The organism is Burkholderia torrens, from assembly GCF_984668525.1.
On the sequence record NZ_OZ480212.1, the window covers coordinates 616,208 to 633,843 of the forward strand.

Genomic DNA, 17,636 nt, shown 5'->3' on the forward strand with positions numbered 1-17,636 from the left:
ACCATGACGACACTCGGCGCACTCGTGATCCTGTATCACCCGAGCGATGCGCAGCTCGACGCGCTCCGCGCGTGGCGGCATGCGTGCGACGCGTTGCTCGTGGTCGACAACACGCCGCAACCCGATGCGCAGGCGCGCGCGCTGTGCGACAGGGAAGGCATCGCGCTGCTGCATCACGGCAATCGCGGCGGCATCGCGGGTGCGTACAACGCGGGGCTCGCGGCGCTGTTTCGCGACCGTGTCGACGCGGTCGCGCTGTTCGACCAGGATTCGTCGGTGCCGGCCGCGTATTTCCCGGTGATGCGCGACGTCTGCGCGGGGCTCGCGGGGCGCGCGTTCCTGGCCGGCCCGCGCATCTTCGACGAGAACGCGCGCAGCTTCCTGCCCGAACTCGCCACCAACGGCATCGGGCTGCGCCGCTTGCGCATCGAGCCGGGCGCGCCGCTGCAGCGCTGCGCATTCCTGATCTCGTCGGGCTGCGTCGTGTCGCGCGACGCGTTCGACCTGCTCGGCCGCTTCGACGAGACGCTGTTCATCGATCACGTCGACACCGAGTACAGCTTCCGCGCACTGTCGCGCAACGTGCCGCTCTATGTCGTGCCGTCGCTGGTGCTGCAGCACCGGATCGGCGCGAAGCAGCGGCACGCGATCGGCCCTTTCGAAATGACGTCGATGAATCATTCGTGGCAACGGCGCTACTACAGCGCACGCAACGCAGTGCAGCTCGGGATGCAGTACGGGCTGCGCTTTCCGGTGGCGATCGTGCCGAACCTGCTGACCGTGTGGCAGGTCGTGCAGATCGCGCTCGTCGAGCGCGACAAGCGCGCGAAGCTCGCCGGCATCCTGTTCGGCGTCGCGGACGGGCTGTTCGGCCGGCTCGGCCCGCTCGAGCGCACGCGGCCGCGTCTGGCCGCGCGTGCGCAGCGCGTTCAGCAGGGGTGACGATGCGGCGATCGAGGAAAGCGGCGGGTTCGGCGCGCGGCGTGAAGGGCGGCTCGACGATCGCGGCGGTGGCCGTGCTGTTCGCATTGGGCGGCTGCGTGCCGTCGGGCTTCCTGCCGTCGCTGTCGCTGCGCGCGCCGGCCGTCGACGCGCTTGCACATACGGCCGGCCCCGGCGCGAACGGCGCGTGGCCGGCACCGGACTGGGTGAAACAGCTCCAGGATCCGCAGCTCGACGACCTGGTGGCCGAGGCGTCGCAGAACAGTCCCGATGTGCAGGTCGCACAGGCGCGTTTGCGGATCGCGCAGGCGCAGCTTCAGCAGTTCGATTCTCTGACCGGGCTGACGGGCACGGCCGGCGCGACGGTCAGCCGCGCGCGGATGCCGAAGCCCGGCGACATCGCCGACGTCACGGCCGGCGGCTATCGCGTGCCGGTGCAGATCTTCGGCGATCCGAACGTTTCGCCGTCGTCGATCTTCGTCGGGCTGAACTACCAGCTGGACCTGTGGGGCAGGAACCGTGCGGCGACGAAGAGCCTGATGTCGCTGCGCGACGCGGCGGGCGTCGAGGCCGAACAGGTGCGGCTGACGCTCGCCGTCGCGATCGTCACCGTGTACTGCCAGCTCGACCAGGCGTATGCGGTGCGCGACCTGTTGCAACAGAAGCTGAAGATCAGCCAGCGTGTGACGGCCGTGCTGCGCGAGCGCACCGCGCGCGGCCTCGACAACGCGTACGACGCGAGCGACGCATCGATCAAGCGCAGCCGCCTGCTCGAACAGATCGCGCTGAACGAAGAGCAGATCAAGCTCGCGCAACTGCAGCTCGGCGTGCTGTCGGGCCGCGGCCCCGAGCGCGGGCTCGCGCTGCAGCGGCCGCGCGTCGGCGCGTTCGCGGGCGGCGCCGTGCCCGCGCGGCTGCCGGCCGATCTTCTCGGCCGCCGGCCCGATATCGTCGCCGCGCGGTTGCGTGTCGAAGCCGCGTTCGCGAACGCCGATTCGACGCGCGCGCAGTTCTATCCGGACGTGAACCTCGTCGCGCTCGGCGGCGTGTTTGCGCTGACGCCCGCGTCGCTGTTCTCGCGCGATTCGCTTGCCGGCTCCGTCGGCCCGGCGATCTCGCTGCCGATCTTCGATCGCGGCCGGCTGAAGGCGAAGCTCGGCGCGGATGTCGCGCAGGCCGACGTCGCGATCGGGCTGTACAACAAGACCGTCGACGACGCGCTCGGGCAGGTCGCGCAGCTCGTCACGTCGCTGCAGACGTCACAGACGCTCGTGACGCAGCAGCAGGACGCGGTCGCGGCCGCGCAGAAGATCGTGCAGATCGCGGCCGACCGTCACCGGCGCGGCGTGCTGATGCAGAAGGATGTCGATGTCGCGGATCTCACGCTGATCGACGAGCGTACGCAGATGATCGCGTTGCTCGGCCGACAGCGGACGCTGCGCGTGGGACTGATCGGCGCGCTCGGCGGCGGGTTCGATGCGGGCGCAACGGTGGCGCAGGCGCAGACGCCGGCCATGCATCGCGCGCGCAGCGGGGCGGCAAGGCGTGGGGCGTCGGCTTCGGAGGCTTCCGTGTCGGCGAACCGCGCAGTTGCGGCTGGGCAGTCGATCGATGCGCGTGCGGGAAATGCGGCCATGTCACCGGCCGCAGCCACGGCGAGTGTCGCAGCCGCACCCGTACCAGCGCCCTTACCTGCGCTTGCGCGGCGTGACGGTGCGGCGCGCCCGTCGACGGCCGGTGCGACTGCCTCCGGCGCGGCATCCCGCGGCACGCCCGTTCTCGCACGTACGGACGCGGCGATTGCGGCGCCGGCCGCGGCGGTCACCCAGCCGATCCCCCTGTTCCAGCACGATCGACTGATCGTTACGCAAAGCGACTGATGCACCACGACAACCTTCATACCGCCGCGCCGCCGGCCGCCCACACCGATCCGGCACTCGACGCGCGCCGCGCGACGCGCCGCAGGCGCTTCACCGTGTTCTTCGCGATCGTGCTGCTGGCCGCGATCGCGTGGATCGCATACTGGCTGTTGAGCGACCGTTACTACGAAGATACCGACGACGCGTACGTCGCGGGCAGCATCGTGCAGGTCGCCGCGCAGATCCCCGGTGCCGTGACCGACGTACTGGTGGCCGACACGCAAGCCGTGCGCGCCGGCCAGACGCTCGTGAAGCTCGACGATACCGAGGCGTCCGTCGCGTTCGCGCAGGCGAAGGCGCAGCTCGCGCAAGCCGTACGGCAGGTCGCGAACGCCAGGATCTCGAACACGATGTACGTCGAGGCCGTGAATGCGCGGCGTGCCGACCTGTTGCTCGCGCAGCGCGCACTTGCCGCGCGCTCCGGCGCGTCGGTCGAGATCGTCGCGCCGGAGGAACTGGCGCGAGCGCGTGCGGCGGTGGCCGGCGCGCAGGCGAAGCTCGCTGCCGCGCAGGCCCAGCTCGACGCGGCGCGCGCGCTCGGTAGCAAGCTGCCCGTCGACGAAAGCCCGGCCGTCGTGCAGGCGGCCGCGCAGTTCAAGCTCGCATACCGGAACCTGAAGCGCACCACGATCGTCGCGCCCGTCGATGGCACGATCGGGCAGCGCTCGGTGCAGGTCGGCCAGCAGGTCGGGCCCGGCGTCCCGCTAATGTCGGTCGTGCAGCTCAACCGGCTGTGGATCGAGGCGAATTTCAAGGAAGGGCAGATTCGTCACATGCGCATCGGGCAGCCGGTCGAGGTCGTGTCGGATCTCTATGGTTCGCGCGTGGCCTATCGCGGCCGCGTGCAGGGCTTCTCTGCCGGCACGGGCAGCGCGTTCTCGATGCTGCCGTCGCAGAACGCGGCCGGCAACTGGATCAAGGTCGTGCAACGCGTGCCGGTCGTGATCGCGCTCGATTCGCGCGATCTCGCCGCGCATCCGCTGCGCGTCGGGCTGTCGATGCGCGCAACCGTCGACACGCACGACCGCAACGGCCACGCGCTCGACAGCGAGCCGCCGACGCCGGCCGTCAGCACGCGCGTGCACGACGGCGTCGCGAGCGACGCGGAAGCGGCCGCTGCCGCGATCGTTCGCGAGAATCAGGGCGGGTAACGCCCGTCGGAGAAGGGCAGGGCCGGCCGCGAGGGGCAGTCCGCCCCCAGCGCGTCCTATCCGGACTTCCCCGTCGCTTCCCGCCCGACCTTCGTATTTCCGCCATCGATGTCGGCGCCGATCAAACGCATGTCGCGTTTGAGACATCGGCGCCCCTGCCTCCGGGACTACTCTCGAACAGCGCGTTGCGCGTGCGCCGCATGGGCCGGCGCGCCGCGGCGCCATCCAACGAGACATGGAGACAATACGATGAGCAGCAATCGAGGTGTCGTCTATCTTGGGCCGGGCCAGGTCGAAGTCCAGAAAATCGATTATCCGAAGATGGTCGACCCGAGCGGCCGCGCGATCGGCCACGGCGTGATCCTGAAAGTGGTCAGCACGAACATCTGCGGTTCCGACCAGCACATGGTGCGCGGCCGCACGACCGCACCGGTCGGCCTCGTGCTTGGTCACGAGATCACCGGCGAAGTGGTCGAGGTGGGCCGCGACGTCGAGACGCTGAAGATCGGCGATCTCGTGTCGGTGCCGTTCAACGTCGCCTGCGGCCGCTGCGCGATGTGCAAGGACACCCATACGGGTGTGTGCCTGAACGTGAACCCGTCGCGTGCCGGCGGCGCGTACGGCTACGTCGACATGGGCGGCTGGATCGGCGGCCAGGCCGAATACGTGCTCGTGCCGTACGCCGACTTCAACCTGCTGAAATTCCCGGACCGCGACCAGGCGATGTCGAAGATCCGCGACCTGACCTGCCTGTCCGACATTCTGCCGACCGGTTATCACGGCGCGGTGAGCGCGGGCGTGAAACCGGGCTCGACGGTCTACATCGCGGGCGCGGGCCCGGTCGGCATGGCGGCCGCCGCATCGGCGCGCCTGCTCGGCGCGGCCGTCACGATCGTCGGCGACATGAACGCGGAACGTCTCGCGCATGCGCGGGCGATGGGCTTCGAGACGGTCGACCTGTCGAAGGACGCATCGCTCGGCGAGCAGATCGAGCAGATCCTCGGCGTGCCTGAGATCGACTGCGCGGTCGACTGCGTCGGCTTCGAGGCGCATGGCCACGGCTCGTCGGGCCATTCGGAGGAAGCGCCCGCGACGGTGCTGAACTCGCTGATGGAAATCACGCGCCCGGCCGGCGCGATCGGCATCCCGGGCCTGTACGTGACGGACGACCCGGGCGCGAAGGACAAGGCTGCGCAGCACGGCAGCCTGAGCATCCGCTTCGGCCTCGGCTGGGCGAAGTCGCACTCGTTCTTCACGGGCCAGACGCCGGTGCTGAAGTACAACCGCAACTTGATGCAGGCGATCCTGTTCGATCGGCTGCCGATCGCGAAGATCGTCAACGTCGAGGTGATTTCGCTCGACCAGGCGCCGGAAGGCTACAAGAAGTTCGACGGCGGCGCGCCGCGCAAATTCGTCATCGACCCGCACGGGTTGCTGGCGGCATGATGCGCCGGCGCTCGTTCGCCATGCGCTGAAGGAAACGGGCGGCTCAGGAAACGGGCCGCCCGTTTTCGTTGCGGGTGGGGTGACGGTGGTGACGCATGCTTTCGTCGCGATACAAGCGGGGCTACTTAACGGGCAGTTCAGTAACACGCATCGCCGGATGGGACGGCGCGGACCGCGCTCAGTGGCCGCGATAGAGTCTCGCAGCCTCGGCGTTGCCGGACGCGGTGTACCGCCGGTGGCGCGTATGGAGGCTCACGCGTCGAGTCGGGTGCGTGCGATGTGCGGCATCGTGCCTGCCTTTCCAGTCCGCCACGCGAACCACGCCGGCGCGTGTCCGGTCGGGTGCGCGCATCGACGGTGCGGCTTGCGCAACCTGCGTCTCGCCTGCAGGTGGGCTGGCGTTCGCGTCGCCGTGCGGCGGGACGGCTGCCAGTTGCGGCGTTCCGTCGGGCGAATGAAACGGAAAAACGGGCGTCGGCAATACCGGCAGCATCGGCTCGTTCACGGCAGGCAGGCCGGGTTCGGTCGCGGCGGCTGCCGGCGTACCGGAACCGCGACAGACAGGATCGGCCCTGCATGTACGGTCGACCAACACATAGCCGCCGACCATCAGCACGAGCGTCAGGAGGCTCAGGATCGGCGCGCTCGATGCGCTCGGCCGCCGGAACGCCGCGTCGCGCAGCGAGCGCGCGACGCGCGACGACCGCGAACGGACGGCACGCGGTGCGTATGCGCCGTGCGCAGGGGCGGGCGTATGACGAATCGGATCGAACGGCCAGTCCCACTGGCCGCAGGCCGGGCAACGCTCGAGTGCGCGGGGCGCGACGAATCCGCATTCCTTGCAGCAGCAGCGCGTGGCGTGCCGCGATTCGGCGCGCGCGTTCAACACGGCGCGCCATGCATCGCGCATGCGAACATTCCGGTTGGGCAGGACGCGCATCGTCAGCGGCGGGCCGGCGCCATCGACTGAGCACACGTCGACTGTCGTTCGCGTTCGGTGTTCATGCGATTCTCCATAACATCGGACGCGTGGAACCCCTTCGTCCGCCGCTGCCTACCGCTTCATTCTTTGTCGCTTGCGCGTGAAACGCAAGGTGCATGTCGAACGTCGCGACCCGCGTGTTTCGTACTACCTGTCGTGCCGCTGCCGGGCCGCGAGCGTTCCGATGGTCTCCATCGCGTGCTCGACGGCCGGCGTCCACGGCCGACCGTAGTTGAGCCGCAGAAAGCGGCGGAATCCGCCGGTCGCGGAAAAGATCGGCCCCGGCGCGATGCTGACGCCGCTGTCCATCGCGGCGTCGAACAGGTGCATCGCATCGATGCGCGGCGGCAGTTCGATCCACAGAAAATACCCGCCGCGCGGCGCGAATACTTCGGTATCCGTCGGAAAATACGCGCGCACGGCCGCGAGCATCTGCGCCTGGTGCGCGGCGAGATTGCGCCGCAGCTTGCGCAGGAAGCGGTCGTACGCACCGTCGCTCAGGTAGCTCGAAATCGCCAGCTGCGCGGGTACGTCGGCGGCCGGCGCGCTCGCGCCCGTCGCCTGCCGGATCTGCTGCACGTAGCGCCCGGCCGCGACCCAGCCGATCCGGAACCCCGGCGCGAGACATTTCGAGAACGACCCGCAATGCAGGACGAGCCCGCTGTCGTCATACAGTTTCGCGGGGTGCGTGGGCGCCGTGCCGAAATGCAATTCGTTATACACATCGTCTTCGATCAGCGGCACGCCGCGCGACGCAAGCAGGTCGATCAGCGCGCGCTTGCGTTCGTCGGTCAACGTCGCGCCGGTCGGGTTGTGGAACGACGTCATGAACCAGCACGCGCGCACCGGATGCGTGTCGAGCGCCTGCGCGAGCGCGTCGAGATCGAGGCCCGTGCGCGGGTCGACCGGGATCTCGACGGCTTTCAGGTGCAGGCGCTGCACGGCGTGCAGCACGGCGTGGAATGCGGGACGTTCGATCGCGACGATGTCGCCTGGGCGTGTCAGCGCCTGCAGGCAGAGTGTCAGCGCTTCGAGCGCGCCGGTCGTGATGACGATCTCGTCCATCGGCAACGCAGCGCCCGCGGTGAGATAGCGCAGCGCGATCTGGCGGCGTAACGCGTCATTGCCCGGCGGCAATCCCGACAGCAGTTTCGTGCGGTCCATGTTGCGGGCCGCCGACGCCGCGTAGCGCCACAGGCTGCTCATCGGGAACAGCGAATAGCTGGCGAATGCCGAGCCGAGCGGCACGATGTCCTCGCATTTGAGGGAATCGAGCAGGCGCAGCAGCGTATCGTCGTCGCCGGCCGGCGCGGCGGCCGGCTTGCGCGGGGGATCGTGACCGAACCGCACGCGCTTGTCTTCGAGGTTCGCAACGAAATATCCGGATCGTGCTCGCGCGACGATCAGACCCTCGCTTTCGAGCGCGTAGTACGCGCGAAACACGGTGGACGGGCTCACGCCATACGCGCGGCACGCGGCGCGCACGGTGGGGATACGCGCGCCGGCCGCCAGGTCGCCGCGCCGGATCGCGTCGGCGATCGTCTGTGCCAGCGCCGCATATCGCTTCATGCCTGCCTCCCGGCCGCTCGAAGCCTCGCTGACAAAAAGAGTAGGGCACGGCACCCGTCGCGTGCAAGCGCGCCCCCATTCGCTGATCCGTATGTTTTTTGACTGCTCTGATGCTGTTATTTCGTCTGACGAGCGGGCATCCTCTAGCACGTTTCATTCCCGGCGCCCGACCGAGACGGAATCCTCGCCGAATGGCGGCGGCTCCGTGCCCCACGCGCGTGTCGCATGGGTTGCGGTCTAAGGCGTCCTGACCCTATCCGGAAGCAACCAGCGTGAAATTGAAGATTCTCACCGCCGGCCTCGTGGCCGGCATCGCACTCAACCTGTTCAGCGGCGTTGCAGCCGCGGCCTGCATCAACAATCCGGCGGCCCAGCCGAACGCGACGTTTCCCGCCGCACTGACCGGCAAGCTCGTCTATCACAGCTACGTCAAATACGGCGACGGCACGAGCCAGCTGTTCCTCTACGACTTCTCGGCCCACACGCTGACGCAACTGAGCAAGAGCACGTGGGGCATTACCGATCCGATGAACGGCGTGTTCAGCCCCGACGGCAAGTGGCTCGCGTTCATGGGCATCAGCAACGGCGCATGGAACGTGTTCATGCTGCAGCTCGGTGCCGGCACGCCGCCCGTCAACATGACGAACAGCACGGGCGCGACGCGCAACGAGGATCCGAAGTTCAGCGCGGACGGCAAGTCGCTCGTGTTCAAGCAGAACGGCGACGTCAAGCAGGCAACGCTGTCGTACACGAGCGCGGGCCCGACGTTCACGTCAGTCGTGAGCCTGACGAATGCGCCGTCCGGTGCCGAATATTCGATGCCGTTCCTCGCGCCGGACGCGAGCGCCGTGTACTACGCGACCGGCACCGGCTCGAACATGGGGCTGATGAAGCGCACGATCGCGACCGGCGCGACCGCCGTGTTCGATCATCCGGCCGGGCTGCAGACCTACTACCCGATCGTGCGTGCGGACGGCATGGTGTACTACGCGCGCTGGAAGGACAGCGGCGGGGCCGACCAGATCTATGCGAAGACGGCCGACCCGGCCTCGACGCCGAGCGCGCTGGCGCTCAACGACTGCGTGAGCAACAACTCGGATCCGGCGCCGGTGAACGGCACGAACTACCTGTTCTTCTCGTCGACGACGGCGGGCGGCTATCAGCTGTACGTGGGCGACGTGACGACCGGCCAGCGCTGGAGCCTGTCGCAGTTCGGCGTGAATGCCGACACGACGAAGGCGAAGCTCGGGTCGAGCTACTACGGCGGCCCGGCCGTCGCGCAGCCGACGCTGCTGTCGCAAGGGCGCCCGGCCGCCGCGTCGGCGAGCTACAACGCATCGCTTACGCCGGACAAGGCGTTCGACGGCAACACGACGAGCACGCGCTGGGATTCGCCGGAAGGCGTGGGCGTCGATCCGCAATGGATTTCCGTGGATCTCGGTGCGACGAAGACCATCAGCAGCATCGACCTGTACTGGGACGCGGGCGCGCTCGTCTACCAGATCCAGACGTCGAACGACAACGCGAACTGGTCGACGATCTACTCGACGAGCAACGGCGTGTCGTACGGCCACGTGACGCTGCCGAACCTGAACGGGCACGGCCGCTACGTGCGGATGCTCGGCACGAAGCGGGCGACGCAGTGGGGGTATTCGCTCGATGAAATGCAGGTGTGGGGATCGTAAGTGTCAAGTCCTGGAATAGGTTGACAGTATCCAGACGCTAGAACGCCCGATGCACCGCATCGGGCGTTTTGTATTTCAGGGCGGTATGTGGCCGCTCATGGTTGTAGATGCGTACCGACTGTTCAACCATCTTGGCAGCCTGCTCAAGGTCCGCGGGACGCTGCAGCAGGAACTCCCCCTTGAGGATGCCGTTGACCCGTTCGGCCAGCGCGTTCTGATAGCAGTCGTAGCCGTCCGTCATTGAACAGCGCAGGCCGTGACGTCGGTGGATGTCCTGATAGTAGGTCGAGCAGTACTGGATCCCACGATCGGAGTGATGGATCAGTGGCTGACAGGTCTGGCGCTTGCGCAACGCCTTCTTCAGCGCCTGACTGACCTGCTCGGTCTGCAGGCTGTCGTGGACGTGATGTCCGACGATCTTGCGCGAGAACGCATCCGTGACGAGGCTCAAATACACAAACCGGCCCGCCGTCGGCAGGTATGTGATGTCGGCTACCCACACTTGTTCGGGACCGGTGGGTACGATTTGCTCAGGCCCGCGTTTCAGCAGATTTGGATGACGCCGGTAGTGATGGTGGCTTTGCGTCGTCTTGTGATACGCCCGGTGCGGCACGACCAGCAGCCGCGCCGCGCGCAGCATCTCGAACAGCCCATCTCGCCCCAGCTTAATGCCGCGCTCGACCAACGCCGGCCCAAGCAGATGATGCAGTTTGCGCGTCCCAAGCCTGGGCTGGCGCAAACGGACGTCGCGTACCAGTGCCGTCACAGTCTCGGCTTGCGAACAGCGGCGTTTCTCGCTGCGACATCGCTTGTAATACGCTTGGCGGCTGATGCCCATGTAGCGGCAGGCTCGCTCGACGCTCAGCTTTTCGATCCGCCTTTGCGCGACGACCTGCCCGAAGGCTTTTTTACGGTGATCCCGTAGTCCTTGCGCATCACGTCGAGTACGGCTTCGAACAGCGCCGCTTTCTCCTGCGCCTCGCGCAACTGCACCTCCAACTCCTTGATGCGCTGCTCCGGTGTGAGTGGCTTTGAGTCTGGCTTTGGCATGGTGGAACCCGATCGCGCACGGCCGGATGGATCGGCCCAATCCTGCAAGCCGTGCTTACGTAACCATACCAGCACGGTCGAGCGTCCCTGGATACCGTAGCGCTGCTGCGCCTCTCTGTACGTCAGTTCGCCTTTTTCAACCTGCGCTACCACCGACAATTTAAAAGCCAGGCTGTAGTCTCGCTGCGTTCGCTTGATCCCTTGCTCCACTTGGCACCTCTTCGCTTCGGCGAAAAAGTGTCAACCTATTTCAGGACGGGTCAAAGTGCAAAGAAAAAGCGGCCTCGGCCGCTTTTTTTTCATGCGTCACGCGCAGCGTGGTTCACGCATGCAGCACATGAGCAGGAAATACGGGGCTGGCCGCGCTCGCCGCACCCTGCGCGAGCGGCGCGACCTGCTTGCGGCGCTCACGCGTCGGCGCGACGCCGAACGCGTCGCGGTAGCTCTTGCTGAAGTGGCACGCCGACTGGAAGCCGCACGCCATCGTGATATGCATGATCGACATGTCGGTCTGCAGCAGCAGCTCGCGTGCGCGGCGCAGCCGCAGCGTCAGGTAGTAATGCGTCGGCGTCATCCCGAGGTGTTCGCGGAACAGGCGCTGCAGTTGCCGCTGCGACATGTTCGCGAGCCGCGCGAGCTCCTCGCGCGACAGCGGCTCCTCGATGTTGTTCTCCATCAGCGAGATCACTTCGAACAGCGACTTGTTCGCCGAGCCGAGGCGCGCGACGAGCGGCATGCGCTGCTGCGCGCTCGTGTCGCGCACGTGTTCGACGATGAACTGCTCGGCGATCTGCGTGACGCGCGCGGTGCCCACGCGCGCGGCGATCAGGTTCAGCATCATGTCGAGCGGCGCGACGCCGCCCGTGCACGTGATGCGGTCGCGGTCGATCACGAACAGTTCCTTCAGGAAGCGCGTGTCCGGAAACTCTTCCTTCAGCGCCGACATGTTTTCCCAGTGGATCGCGCACGCGTAGCCGGCGAGCAACCCCGATTTCGCAAGCGCATAGGTGCCCGTGCACAGGCTGCCCAGCGGGATGCCCGAGCGCGCGAAGCGGCGCAGGGTCGACAGATGGGCCGGCGTGGTCGCACGCTGCACGTCGACGCCGCCGCACACGAACACGATGTCCGGCTGCCCCGCGCATTCGGCCGGGCCCGTATCGACCGTCAGACCGTTGCTCGCCGTGACCGGGCCGCCGTCCGGGCTGATCACCGACCAGCGGTACAGCGGCTGGCCGCTCAGGTAGTTCGCCATCCGAAGCACCTCGATCGCATTGGTGAACGCGATCATCGTGAAATTCGGTAATGGCATGAACGCGAAGTGGGACAGCGACGCTGTGCGGTCGGGCGACATGGGGAGCGTTCCTAGAATCTCTAATAGCTATACGCCCGGGGGCACGGATCGGGCTGCGGTATTGTGTGAGCGAGCGCAACAAGCGTGCCATACGGCTAAACCCTAGCTCCATACGTTGTCTGGGCCCAGGGTCGATGTTGCATTGCACCGTATCCGGGAGACGCCGCACTCCGAACGCGCGGCAAACGCACTGCCGGTGTGCGTGTCCATAGGTGAACAGCCGACACCGTTTTGGTGGGTCATCCGAAAAAGCACGACCGGTCACTTGTATAAAACGGACGCGCATGGCGGAAAAGGCAAAGAACGCGTCTAAATTCATCAATCCGCCGAAAATCCGAACGACAAGAATAGAGCCGTCGGCAACCTTGCACTGGCGCAGCGGGAAACCCAGGCAGGGCGGGCCTTGAGCTTTGGTTGCAGCCCTTTATTCTTCGTCACGGACGCACTATGTCGAATACCCAGCCTTTCTTCTCGCAGCCCCTTGCCGAGCGCGACGCGCCGGTGCGCAGCGCCATCCTGAAGGAACTCGAGCGTCAGCAGTCGCAGGTCGAGCTGATCGCGTCGGAAAACATCGTGTCACGCGCCGTGCTCGAGGCGCAGGGCTCGGTACTGACGAACAAGTACGCGGAAGGCTATCCCGGCAAGCGCTACTACGGCGGCTGTGAATTCGCCGATGAAGTCGAGGCGCTGGCGATCGAGCGCGTGAAGCAGATCTTCAACGCCGGCTATGCGAACGTGCAGCCGCACTCGGGCGCGCAGGCGAACGGCTCGGTGATGCTCGCGCTGGCCAAGCCGGGCGACACGGTGCTCGGCATGTCGCTGGATGCCGGCGGCCACCTGACGCACGGTGCGAAGCCGGCACTGTCGGGCAAGTGGTTCAACGCGGTCCAGTACGGCGTGAACCGCGACACGATGCGGATCGACTACGACCAGGTCGAGGCGCTGGCCCATGAACACAAGCCGAACCTGATCATCGCCGGTTTCTCGGCGTACCCGCGCGCGCTCGACTTCGCGCGCTTCCGCGCGATCGCCGACAGCGTCGGCGCGAAGCTGATGGTCGACATGGCGCACATCGCCGGCGTGATCGCCGCGGGCCGCCACGCGAACCCGGTCGAGCACGCACACGTCGTCACCTCGACCACGCACAAGACGCTGCGCGGCCCGCGCGGCGGCTTCGTGCTGACCAACGACGAGGACATCGCGAAGAAGATCAACTCGGCCGTGTTCCCCGGCCTGCAGGGCGGCCCGCTGATGCACGTGATCGCCGGCAAGGCCGTCGCGTTCGGCGAAGTGCTGCATGCGGACTTCAAGACCTACATCGACAACGTGCTCGCGAACGCGCAGGCGCTCGGCGAAGTGCTGAAGGCCGGCGGCGTCGATCTCGTCACGGGCGGTACCGACAACCACCTGCTGCTGGTCGACCTGCGCCCGAAGGGCCTGAAGGGCGCGCCGGTCGAGCAGGCGCTGGAACGCGCGGGCATCACCTGCAACAAGAACGGCATCCCGTTCGACACCGAGAAGCCGACCGTCACGTCGGGGATCCGTCTCGGCACGCCGGCCGGAACGACGCGCGGTTTCGGCGTCGCGGAATTCCGTGAAGTCGGCCGCCTGATCCTCGAAGTGTTCGACGCGCTGCGCGCGAACCCGGAAGGCGATCACGCGACCGAACAACGCGTGCGCCGCGAGATCTTCGCGCTTTGCGAACGTTTCCCGATCTACTGATCGACCCCCACAAGAACAGACCCACGAGCGAGAGCGGATATGAGCACGCTGCATCAGGACAGCATCATCATCGACGGACTGAACATTTCAAAGTTCGAGAAGCCGGTGTTCGAGGACATGCGCAAGGGCGGCATCACGGCTGCGAACTGCACGGTGTCGGTGTGGGAGAACTTCGCCAAGACCGTCGACAACATCGGCGTGATGAAGAAGAAGATCCGCGACAACGGCGAACTGCTGACGCTGGTGCGCACGACGGACGACATCTTCCGCGCGAAGAAGGAAGGCAAGACGGGGATCATCCTCGGCTTCCAGAACGCGCATGCGTTCGAGGACAACCTCGGCTACATCGAGGCGTTCGCCGACATGGGCGTGCGCGTGGTGCAGCTCTGCTACAACACGCAGAACCTGGTCGGCACCGGCTGCTACGAGCGTGACGGCGGCCTGTCTGACTTCGGCCGCGAAGTGATCACCGAGATGAACCGCGTCGGCATCATGGTCGACCTGTCGCATGTGGGCGGCAACACGTCGTCGGAAGCGATCGCGTTCTCGAAGAAGCCGGTGTGCTACTCGCACTGCCTGCCGTCGGGCCTGAAGGAGCACCCGCGCAACAAGAGCGACGCGCAGCTGAAGGAGATCGCCGATGCGGGCGGCTTCGTCGGCGTGACGATGTTCGCGCCGTTCCTGAAGCGCGGGATCGAAGCGAACATCGACGACTACATCGAGGCGATCGATTACGTCGTGAACCTGATCGGCGAAGACGCGGTCGGCATCGGCACGGACTTCACGCAGGATTTCGCGAAGGAATTCTTCGACATGCTGACGCATGACAAGGGCCGCTATCGCCAGCTGACGAACTTCGGCAAGGTGATCAACCCGGACGGCATCCGCACGATCGGCGAATTCCCGAACCTGACCGCCGCGATGGAGCGCCACGGCTGGAAGGAGTCGCGCATTCGCAAGATCATGGGCGAGAACTGGGTGCGCGTGTTCAAGGACGTGTGGGGCGCGTAAGCGCCGCATCGAGCCGAACCGCCACCCGCGATTCAACATTAGAAAAATCGGGACGTGCCCGTGCAAGCCGCGCGGGCACGCGGACGATGTCGCGCCTGCGCACTGAGCCGCGCGGCCAATTTCCTCACGGAGTCACCACGATGCAACCGCAACTGCCGATCAACGTCGATCCCGATACCGGCGTCTGGACCACCGACGCGCTGCCGATGCTGTACGTGCCGCGCCACTTCTTCACGAACAACCACGTCGCCGTCGAGGAAGCGCTCGGCGTCGAAGCGTATGCCGAGATCCTCTACAAGGCCGGCTACAAGTCCGCTTACCACTGGTGCGACAAGGAAGCAAAGCAGCACGGCATCACCGGCATGGCCGTGTTCGAACACTACCTGAAGCGCCTGTCGCAGCGCGGCTGGGGCCTGTTCTCGATCATCGAGGCCGATCCGGCCAGCGCACGCGCGAAGATCGAGCTGCGCCACTCGTCGTTCGTGCTCCAGCAGCCGGGCAAGGAAGGCAAGCTCTGCTACATGTTCGCGGGCTGGTTCGCCGGTGCGATGGACTGGGTCAACGACACGACGCCGGAAGGCAAGGGCGCACCGCGTGCGTACTCGAAGGAAGTGCAGTGCGCGGCCGAGCATCACGACCACTGCGTCTTCGAAGTGTCGCCGATCGCGCACTGATGCATTGATTCACTGAAGCAGAACAACACCCGCAACACGAGACATTCGAACGCCAGAGGTCGCCAGCGATGCGTTATCCCCACCTGTTCAAACCCATGCAGCTGAACCAGCTGACGCTGCGCAACCGGATCGTCAGCACCGCGCATGCGGAGGTGTATGCCGAGCCGGGCGGCCTGCCGGGCGACCGCTATATCCGCTACTACGAAGAAAAGGCCAAGGGTGGCGTAGGCCTGGCCATCTGCGGCGGGTCGAGCCCCGTGTCGATTGACAGCCCGCAGGGCTGGTGGAAATCGGTGAACCTGTCGACCGACAAGATCATCGATCCGCTCACGCGCCTGGCCGATACGATGCACAAGCACGGCGCGAAGATCATGATCCAGGCGACGCACATGGGCCGCCGCTCGTCGTTCCACGGCGAGCACTGGCCGCACCTGATGTCGCCTTCGGGCGTGCGCGAACCCGTGCACCGCGGCAACGCAAAGATCATCGAGATCGAGGAAATCCGCCGCATCATCGGCGATTTCGCGGCGGCCGCGAAGCGCGTGAAGGCAGCGGGCATGGACGGCATCGAGATCTCGGCCGCTCACCAGCACCTGATCGACCAGTTCTGGAGCAAGCGTTCGAACCACCGCACCGACGAATGGGGCGGCAGCCTCGAAAACCGCCTGCGCTTCGGCATCGAAGTGCTGACGGCCGTGCGCGAGGCGGTCGGCAAGGATTTCTGCGTCGGCCTGCGCATGTGCGGCGACGAATTCCACGAGGACGGCCTCGATCACGAAGCGCTGAAGGAAATCGCGCAGGCGATGTCGGAGACGGGCCTGATCGACTACCTGAGCGTGGTCGGCTCGGGCGGCGACACGCACAACACGATCGCGAACTGCATGCCGCCGATGGCATTGCCGCCGGAGCCGTTCGTGCACCTCGCGGCCGGCATCAAGTCGGTCGTGAAGATTCCGGTGATGCACGCGCAGAGCATCCGCGATGCGGGCCAGGCCGAGCGCCTGCTCGCGACCGGCATGATCGACCTGGTCGGCATGACGCGCGCGCAGATCGCCGATCCGCACATGGTGATCAAGATCCGCGACGGCCGCGAAGACGAAATCAAGCAGTGCGTCGGCGCGAACTACTGCATCGACCGCCAGTACAACGGCCTCGACGTGCTGTGCATCCAGAACGCGGCGACGTCGCGCGAAGCGACGATGCCGCACATCATCGAGAAGTCGCGCGGCCCGAAGCGCAAGGTCGTGGTGGTCGGCGCGGGCCCGGCGGGCCTCGAGGCGGCGCGTGTCGCGAAGCTGCGCGGCCACGATGTCGTGCTGTTCGAGAAGAACGCGGAAGTGGGCGGGCAGGTGATGATCGCCGCGAAAGCGCCGCAGCGCGAACAGATGTCGGGGATCATCCGCTGGTTCGACATGGAAACGAAGCGCCTGGGCGTCGACCGGCGTCTCGGCGTGGCCGCCGACGAGAAGATGATCATGGCCGAGAAGCCGGACATCGTCGTGCTCGCGACCGGCGGGTCGAGCTTCACGTGGCAGGTGCCGGGCTGGGGCGTGGCCGAGGGTCTTGCCGTCAGCTCGTGGGACATCCTGACCGGCAAGGTCGAGCCGAAGCAGAACGTGCTGCTGTTCGACGGCGTGAGCACGCATGCTGGCGCGGGCGTGGCCGACTTCATGGCGAGCCGCGGCTCGAAGGTCGAGGTCGTCACGCCGGACGTGAAGGTCGCCGACGACTGCGGCGGCACGACGTTCCCGATCTTCTATCGCCGCCTGTACGCGTTCGGGGTGATCCCGACGCCGAACACGATGCTCGATCGCGTGTATCAGGAGGACGGCAAGCTGATCGCCGTGCTGCGCAACGAGTACACGGAAGAACTGGAAGAGCGTGCGGTCGACCAGGTGGTGATCGAGAACGGTTCGTCGCCGAACGACGAGCTGTACTGGAAGCTCAAGCCGGAATCGGTGAACCGCGGCCAGATCGATCCGCACACGCTGTTCGCGGCCGAGCCGCAACCGTGCCTGTCGGAAGAGCTCGGCAACGGCCGTTTCCTGCTGTTCCGTGTCGGCGACTGCATCTCGATGCACAACGTCCACGGTGCGATCTACGACTCGCTGCGTCTCGTGAAGGATTTCTAAAA

Annotated in this window: 13 protein-coding genes; 9 read left to right on the forward strand and 4 right to left on the reverse strand. The window is 66.5% G+C overall.

Annotated features, from left to right (window positions below):
• Positions 1 to 3 precede the first annotated feature (3 nt).
• From AC5LXX_RS19065 to fdhA, 4 genes are all read left to right on the forward strand, one after another.
• Positions 4 to 942, forward strand: coding sequence for a glycosyltransferase family 2 protein (locus AC5LXX_RS19065; RefSeq protein ID WP_493412678.1), 939 nt, complete (start codon positions 4 to 6; stop codon positions 940 to 942).
• A 2-nt stretch (positions 943 to 944) separates the two neighbouring features.
• On the forward strand, positions 945 to 2,822 hold the full coding sequence (locus AC5LXX_RS19070; protein WP_493412679.1) for an efflux transporter outer membrane subunit: 1,878 nt from the start codon (positions 945 to 947) through the stop codon (positions 2,820 to 2,822).
• Entirely contained in the window at positions 2,822 to 4,012 is a 1,191-nt protein-coding gene (locus AC5LXX_RS19075) for an HlyD family secretion protein (RefSeq protein WP_493412680.1), read from the forward strand. Before AC5LXX_RS19070 ends, AC5LXX_RS19075 begins: the two co-directional genes overlap by 1 nt.
• Positions 4,013 to 4,261: 249 nt before the next feature.
• Entirely contained in the window at positions 4,262 to 5,458 is a 1,197-nt protein-coding gene (fdhA, locus tag AC5LXX_RS19080; RefSeq protein WP_059239222.1) for a formaldehyde dehydrogenase, glutathione-independent, read from the forward strand.
• Between the two features lie 178 nt (positions 5,459 to 5,636).
• Here fdhA and AC5LXX_RS19085 read toward each other — a convergent pair whose 3' ends face one another.
• Both AC5LXX_RS19085 and AC5LXX_RS19090 read right to left on the reverse strand, forming a co-directional pair.
• Entirely contained in the window at positions 5,637 to 6,398 is a 762-nt protein-coding gene (locus tag AC5LXX_RS19085) for a hypothetical protein (RefSeq protein WP_493413380.1), read from the reverse strand.
• Between the two features lie 189 nt (positions 6,399 to 6,587).
• On the reverse strand, positions 6,588 to 8,009 hold the full coding sequence (locus AC5LXX_RS19090; RefSeq protein WP_493412681.1) for an aminotransferase-like domain-containing protein: 1,422 nt from the start codon (positions 8,007 to 8,009) through the stop codon (positions 6,588 to 6,590).
• A 272-nt stretch (positions 8,010 to 8,281) separates the two neighbouring features.
• On the opposite strand from AC5LXX_RS19090, the gene AC5LXX_RS19095 reads away from it, so the two are divergent.
• A complete protein-coding gene (locus AC5LXX_RS19095) occupies positions 8,282 to 9,694 on the forward strand; it encodes a discoidin domain-containing protein (protein ID WP_493412682.1) in 1,413 nt (470 codons plus the stop codon).
• A gap of 37 nt (positions 9,695 to 9,731) precedes the next feature.
• Here the strand turns inward: AC5LXX_RS19095 and AC5LXX_RS19100 are convergent.
• Positions 9,732 to 10,954 (reverse strand): IS3 family transposase gene (locus AC5LXX_RS19100; protein ID WP_493411022.1). Its coding sequence is split into 2 segments (ribosomal slippage): positions 9,732 to 10,586 and positions 10,589 to 10,954, totalling 1,221 coding nucleotides; the frame shifts between segments, so codons are not numbered across the junction.
• Positions 10,955 to 11,066: 112 nt separating this feature from the next.
• Positions 11,067 to 12,095, reverse strand: a complete 1,029-nt coding sequence (locus tag AC5LXX_RS19105; protein WP_124455246.1) for a GlxA family transcriptional regulator — start codon at positions 12,093 to 12,095, stop codon at positions 11,067 to 11,069.
• 447 nt (positions 12,096 to 12,542) lie between these two features.
• Between AC5LXX_RS19105 and AC5LXX_RS19110 the strand changes: the two genes are divergently transcribed.
• From AC5LXX_RS19110 to AC5LXX_RS19125, 4 genes are all read left to right on the forward strand, one after another.
• Positions 12,543 to 13,817 (forward strand): serine hydroxymethyltransferase, encoded by a 1,275-nt coding sequence (locus tag AC5LXX_RS19110; protein WP_059239231.1) that lies wholly within the window; start codon positions 12,543 to 12,545, stop codon positions 13,815 to 13,817.
• 39 nt (positions 13,818 to 13,856) lie between these two features.
• A complete protein-coding gene (locus tag AC5LXX_RS19115; RefSeq protein WP_175689779.1) occupies positions 13,857 to 14,828 on the forward strand; it encodes a dipeptidase in 972 nt (323 codons plus the stop codon).
• A gap of 140 nt (positions 14,829 to 14,968) precedes the next feature.
• Positions 14,969 to 15,502 (forward strand): DUF5943 domain-containing protein, encoded by a 534-nt coding sequence (locus AC5LXX_RS19120; protein ID WP_006480657.1) that lies wholly within the window; start codon positions 14,969 to 14,971, stop codon positions 15,500 to 15,502.
• A gap of 68 nt (positions 15,503 to 15,570) precedes the next feature.
• Positions 15,571 to 17,634 (forward strand): oxidoreductase, encoded by a 2,064-nt coding sequence (locus tag AC5LXX_RS19125; RefSeq protein ID WP_493404806.1) that lies wholly within the window; start codon positions 15,571 to 15,573, stop codon positions 17,632 to 17,634.
• The last annotated feature ends 2 nt before the right edge of the window (positions 17,635 to 17,636 follow it).

Excerpts from the sequence above, each read along its gene's own strand:
- AC5LXX_RS19065 (WP_493412678.1), top strand. The coding sequence starts at position 4 with ATGACGACACTCGGCGCACTCGTGATCCTGTATCACCCGAGCGATGCG.
- AC5LXX_RS19070 (WP_493412679.1), top strand. The coding sequence starts at position 945 with ATGCGGCGATCGAGGAAAGCGGCGGGTTCGGCGCGCGGCGTGAAGGGC.
- AC5LXX_RS19075 (WP_493412680.1), top strand. The coding sequence starts at position 2,822 with ATGCACCACGACAACCTTCATACCGCCGCGCCGCCGGCCGCCCACACC.
- fdhA (WP_059239222.1), top strand. The coding sequence starts at position 4,262 with ATGAGCAGCAATCGAGGTGTCGTCTATCTTGGGCCGGGCCAGGTCGAA.
- AC5LXX_RS19085 (WP_493413380.1), bottom strand. The coding sequence starts at position 6,398 with ATGCGCGTCCTGCCCAACCGGAATGTTCGCATGCGCGATGCATGGCGC.
- AC5LXX_RS19090 (WP_493412681.1), bottom strand. The coding sequence starts at position 8,009 with ATGAAGCGATATGCGGCGCTGGCACAGACGATCGCCGACGCGATCCGG.
- AC5LXX_RS19105 (WP_124455246.1), bottom strand. The coding sequence starts at position 12,095 with ATGTCGCCCGACCGCACAGCGTCGCTGTCCCACTTCGCGTTCATGCCA.
- AC5LXX_RS19110 (WP_059239231.1), top strand. The coding sequence starts at position 12,543 with ATGTCGAATACCCAGCCTTTCTTCTCGCAGCCCCTTGCCGAGCGCGAC.
- AC5LXX_RS19115 (WP_175689779.1), top strand. The coding sequence starts at position 13,857 with ATGAGCACGCTGCATCAGGACAGCATCATCATCGACGGACTGAACATT.
- AC5LXX_RS19120 (WP_006480657.1), top strand. The coding sequence starts at position 14,969 with ATGCAACCGCAACTGCCGATCAACGTCGATCCCGATACCGGCGTCTGG.
- AC5LXX_RS19125 (WP_493404806.1), top strand. The coding sequence starts at position 15,571 with ATGCGTTATCCCCACCTGTTCAAACCCATGCAGCTGAACCAGCTGACG.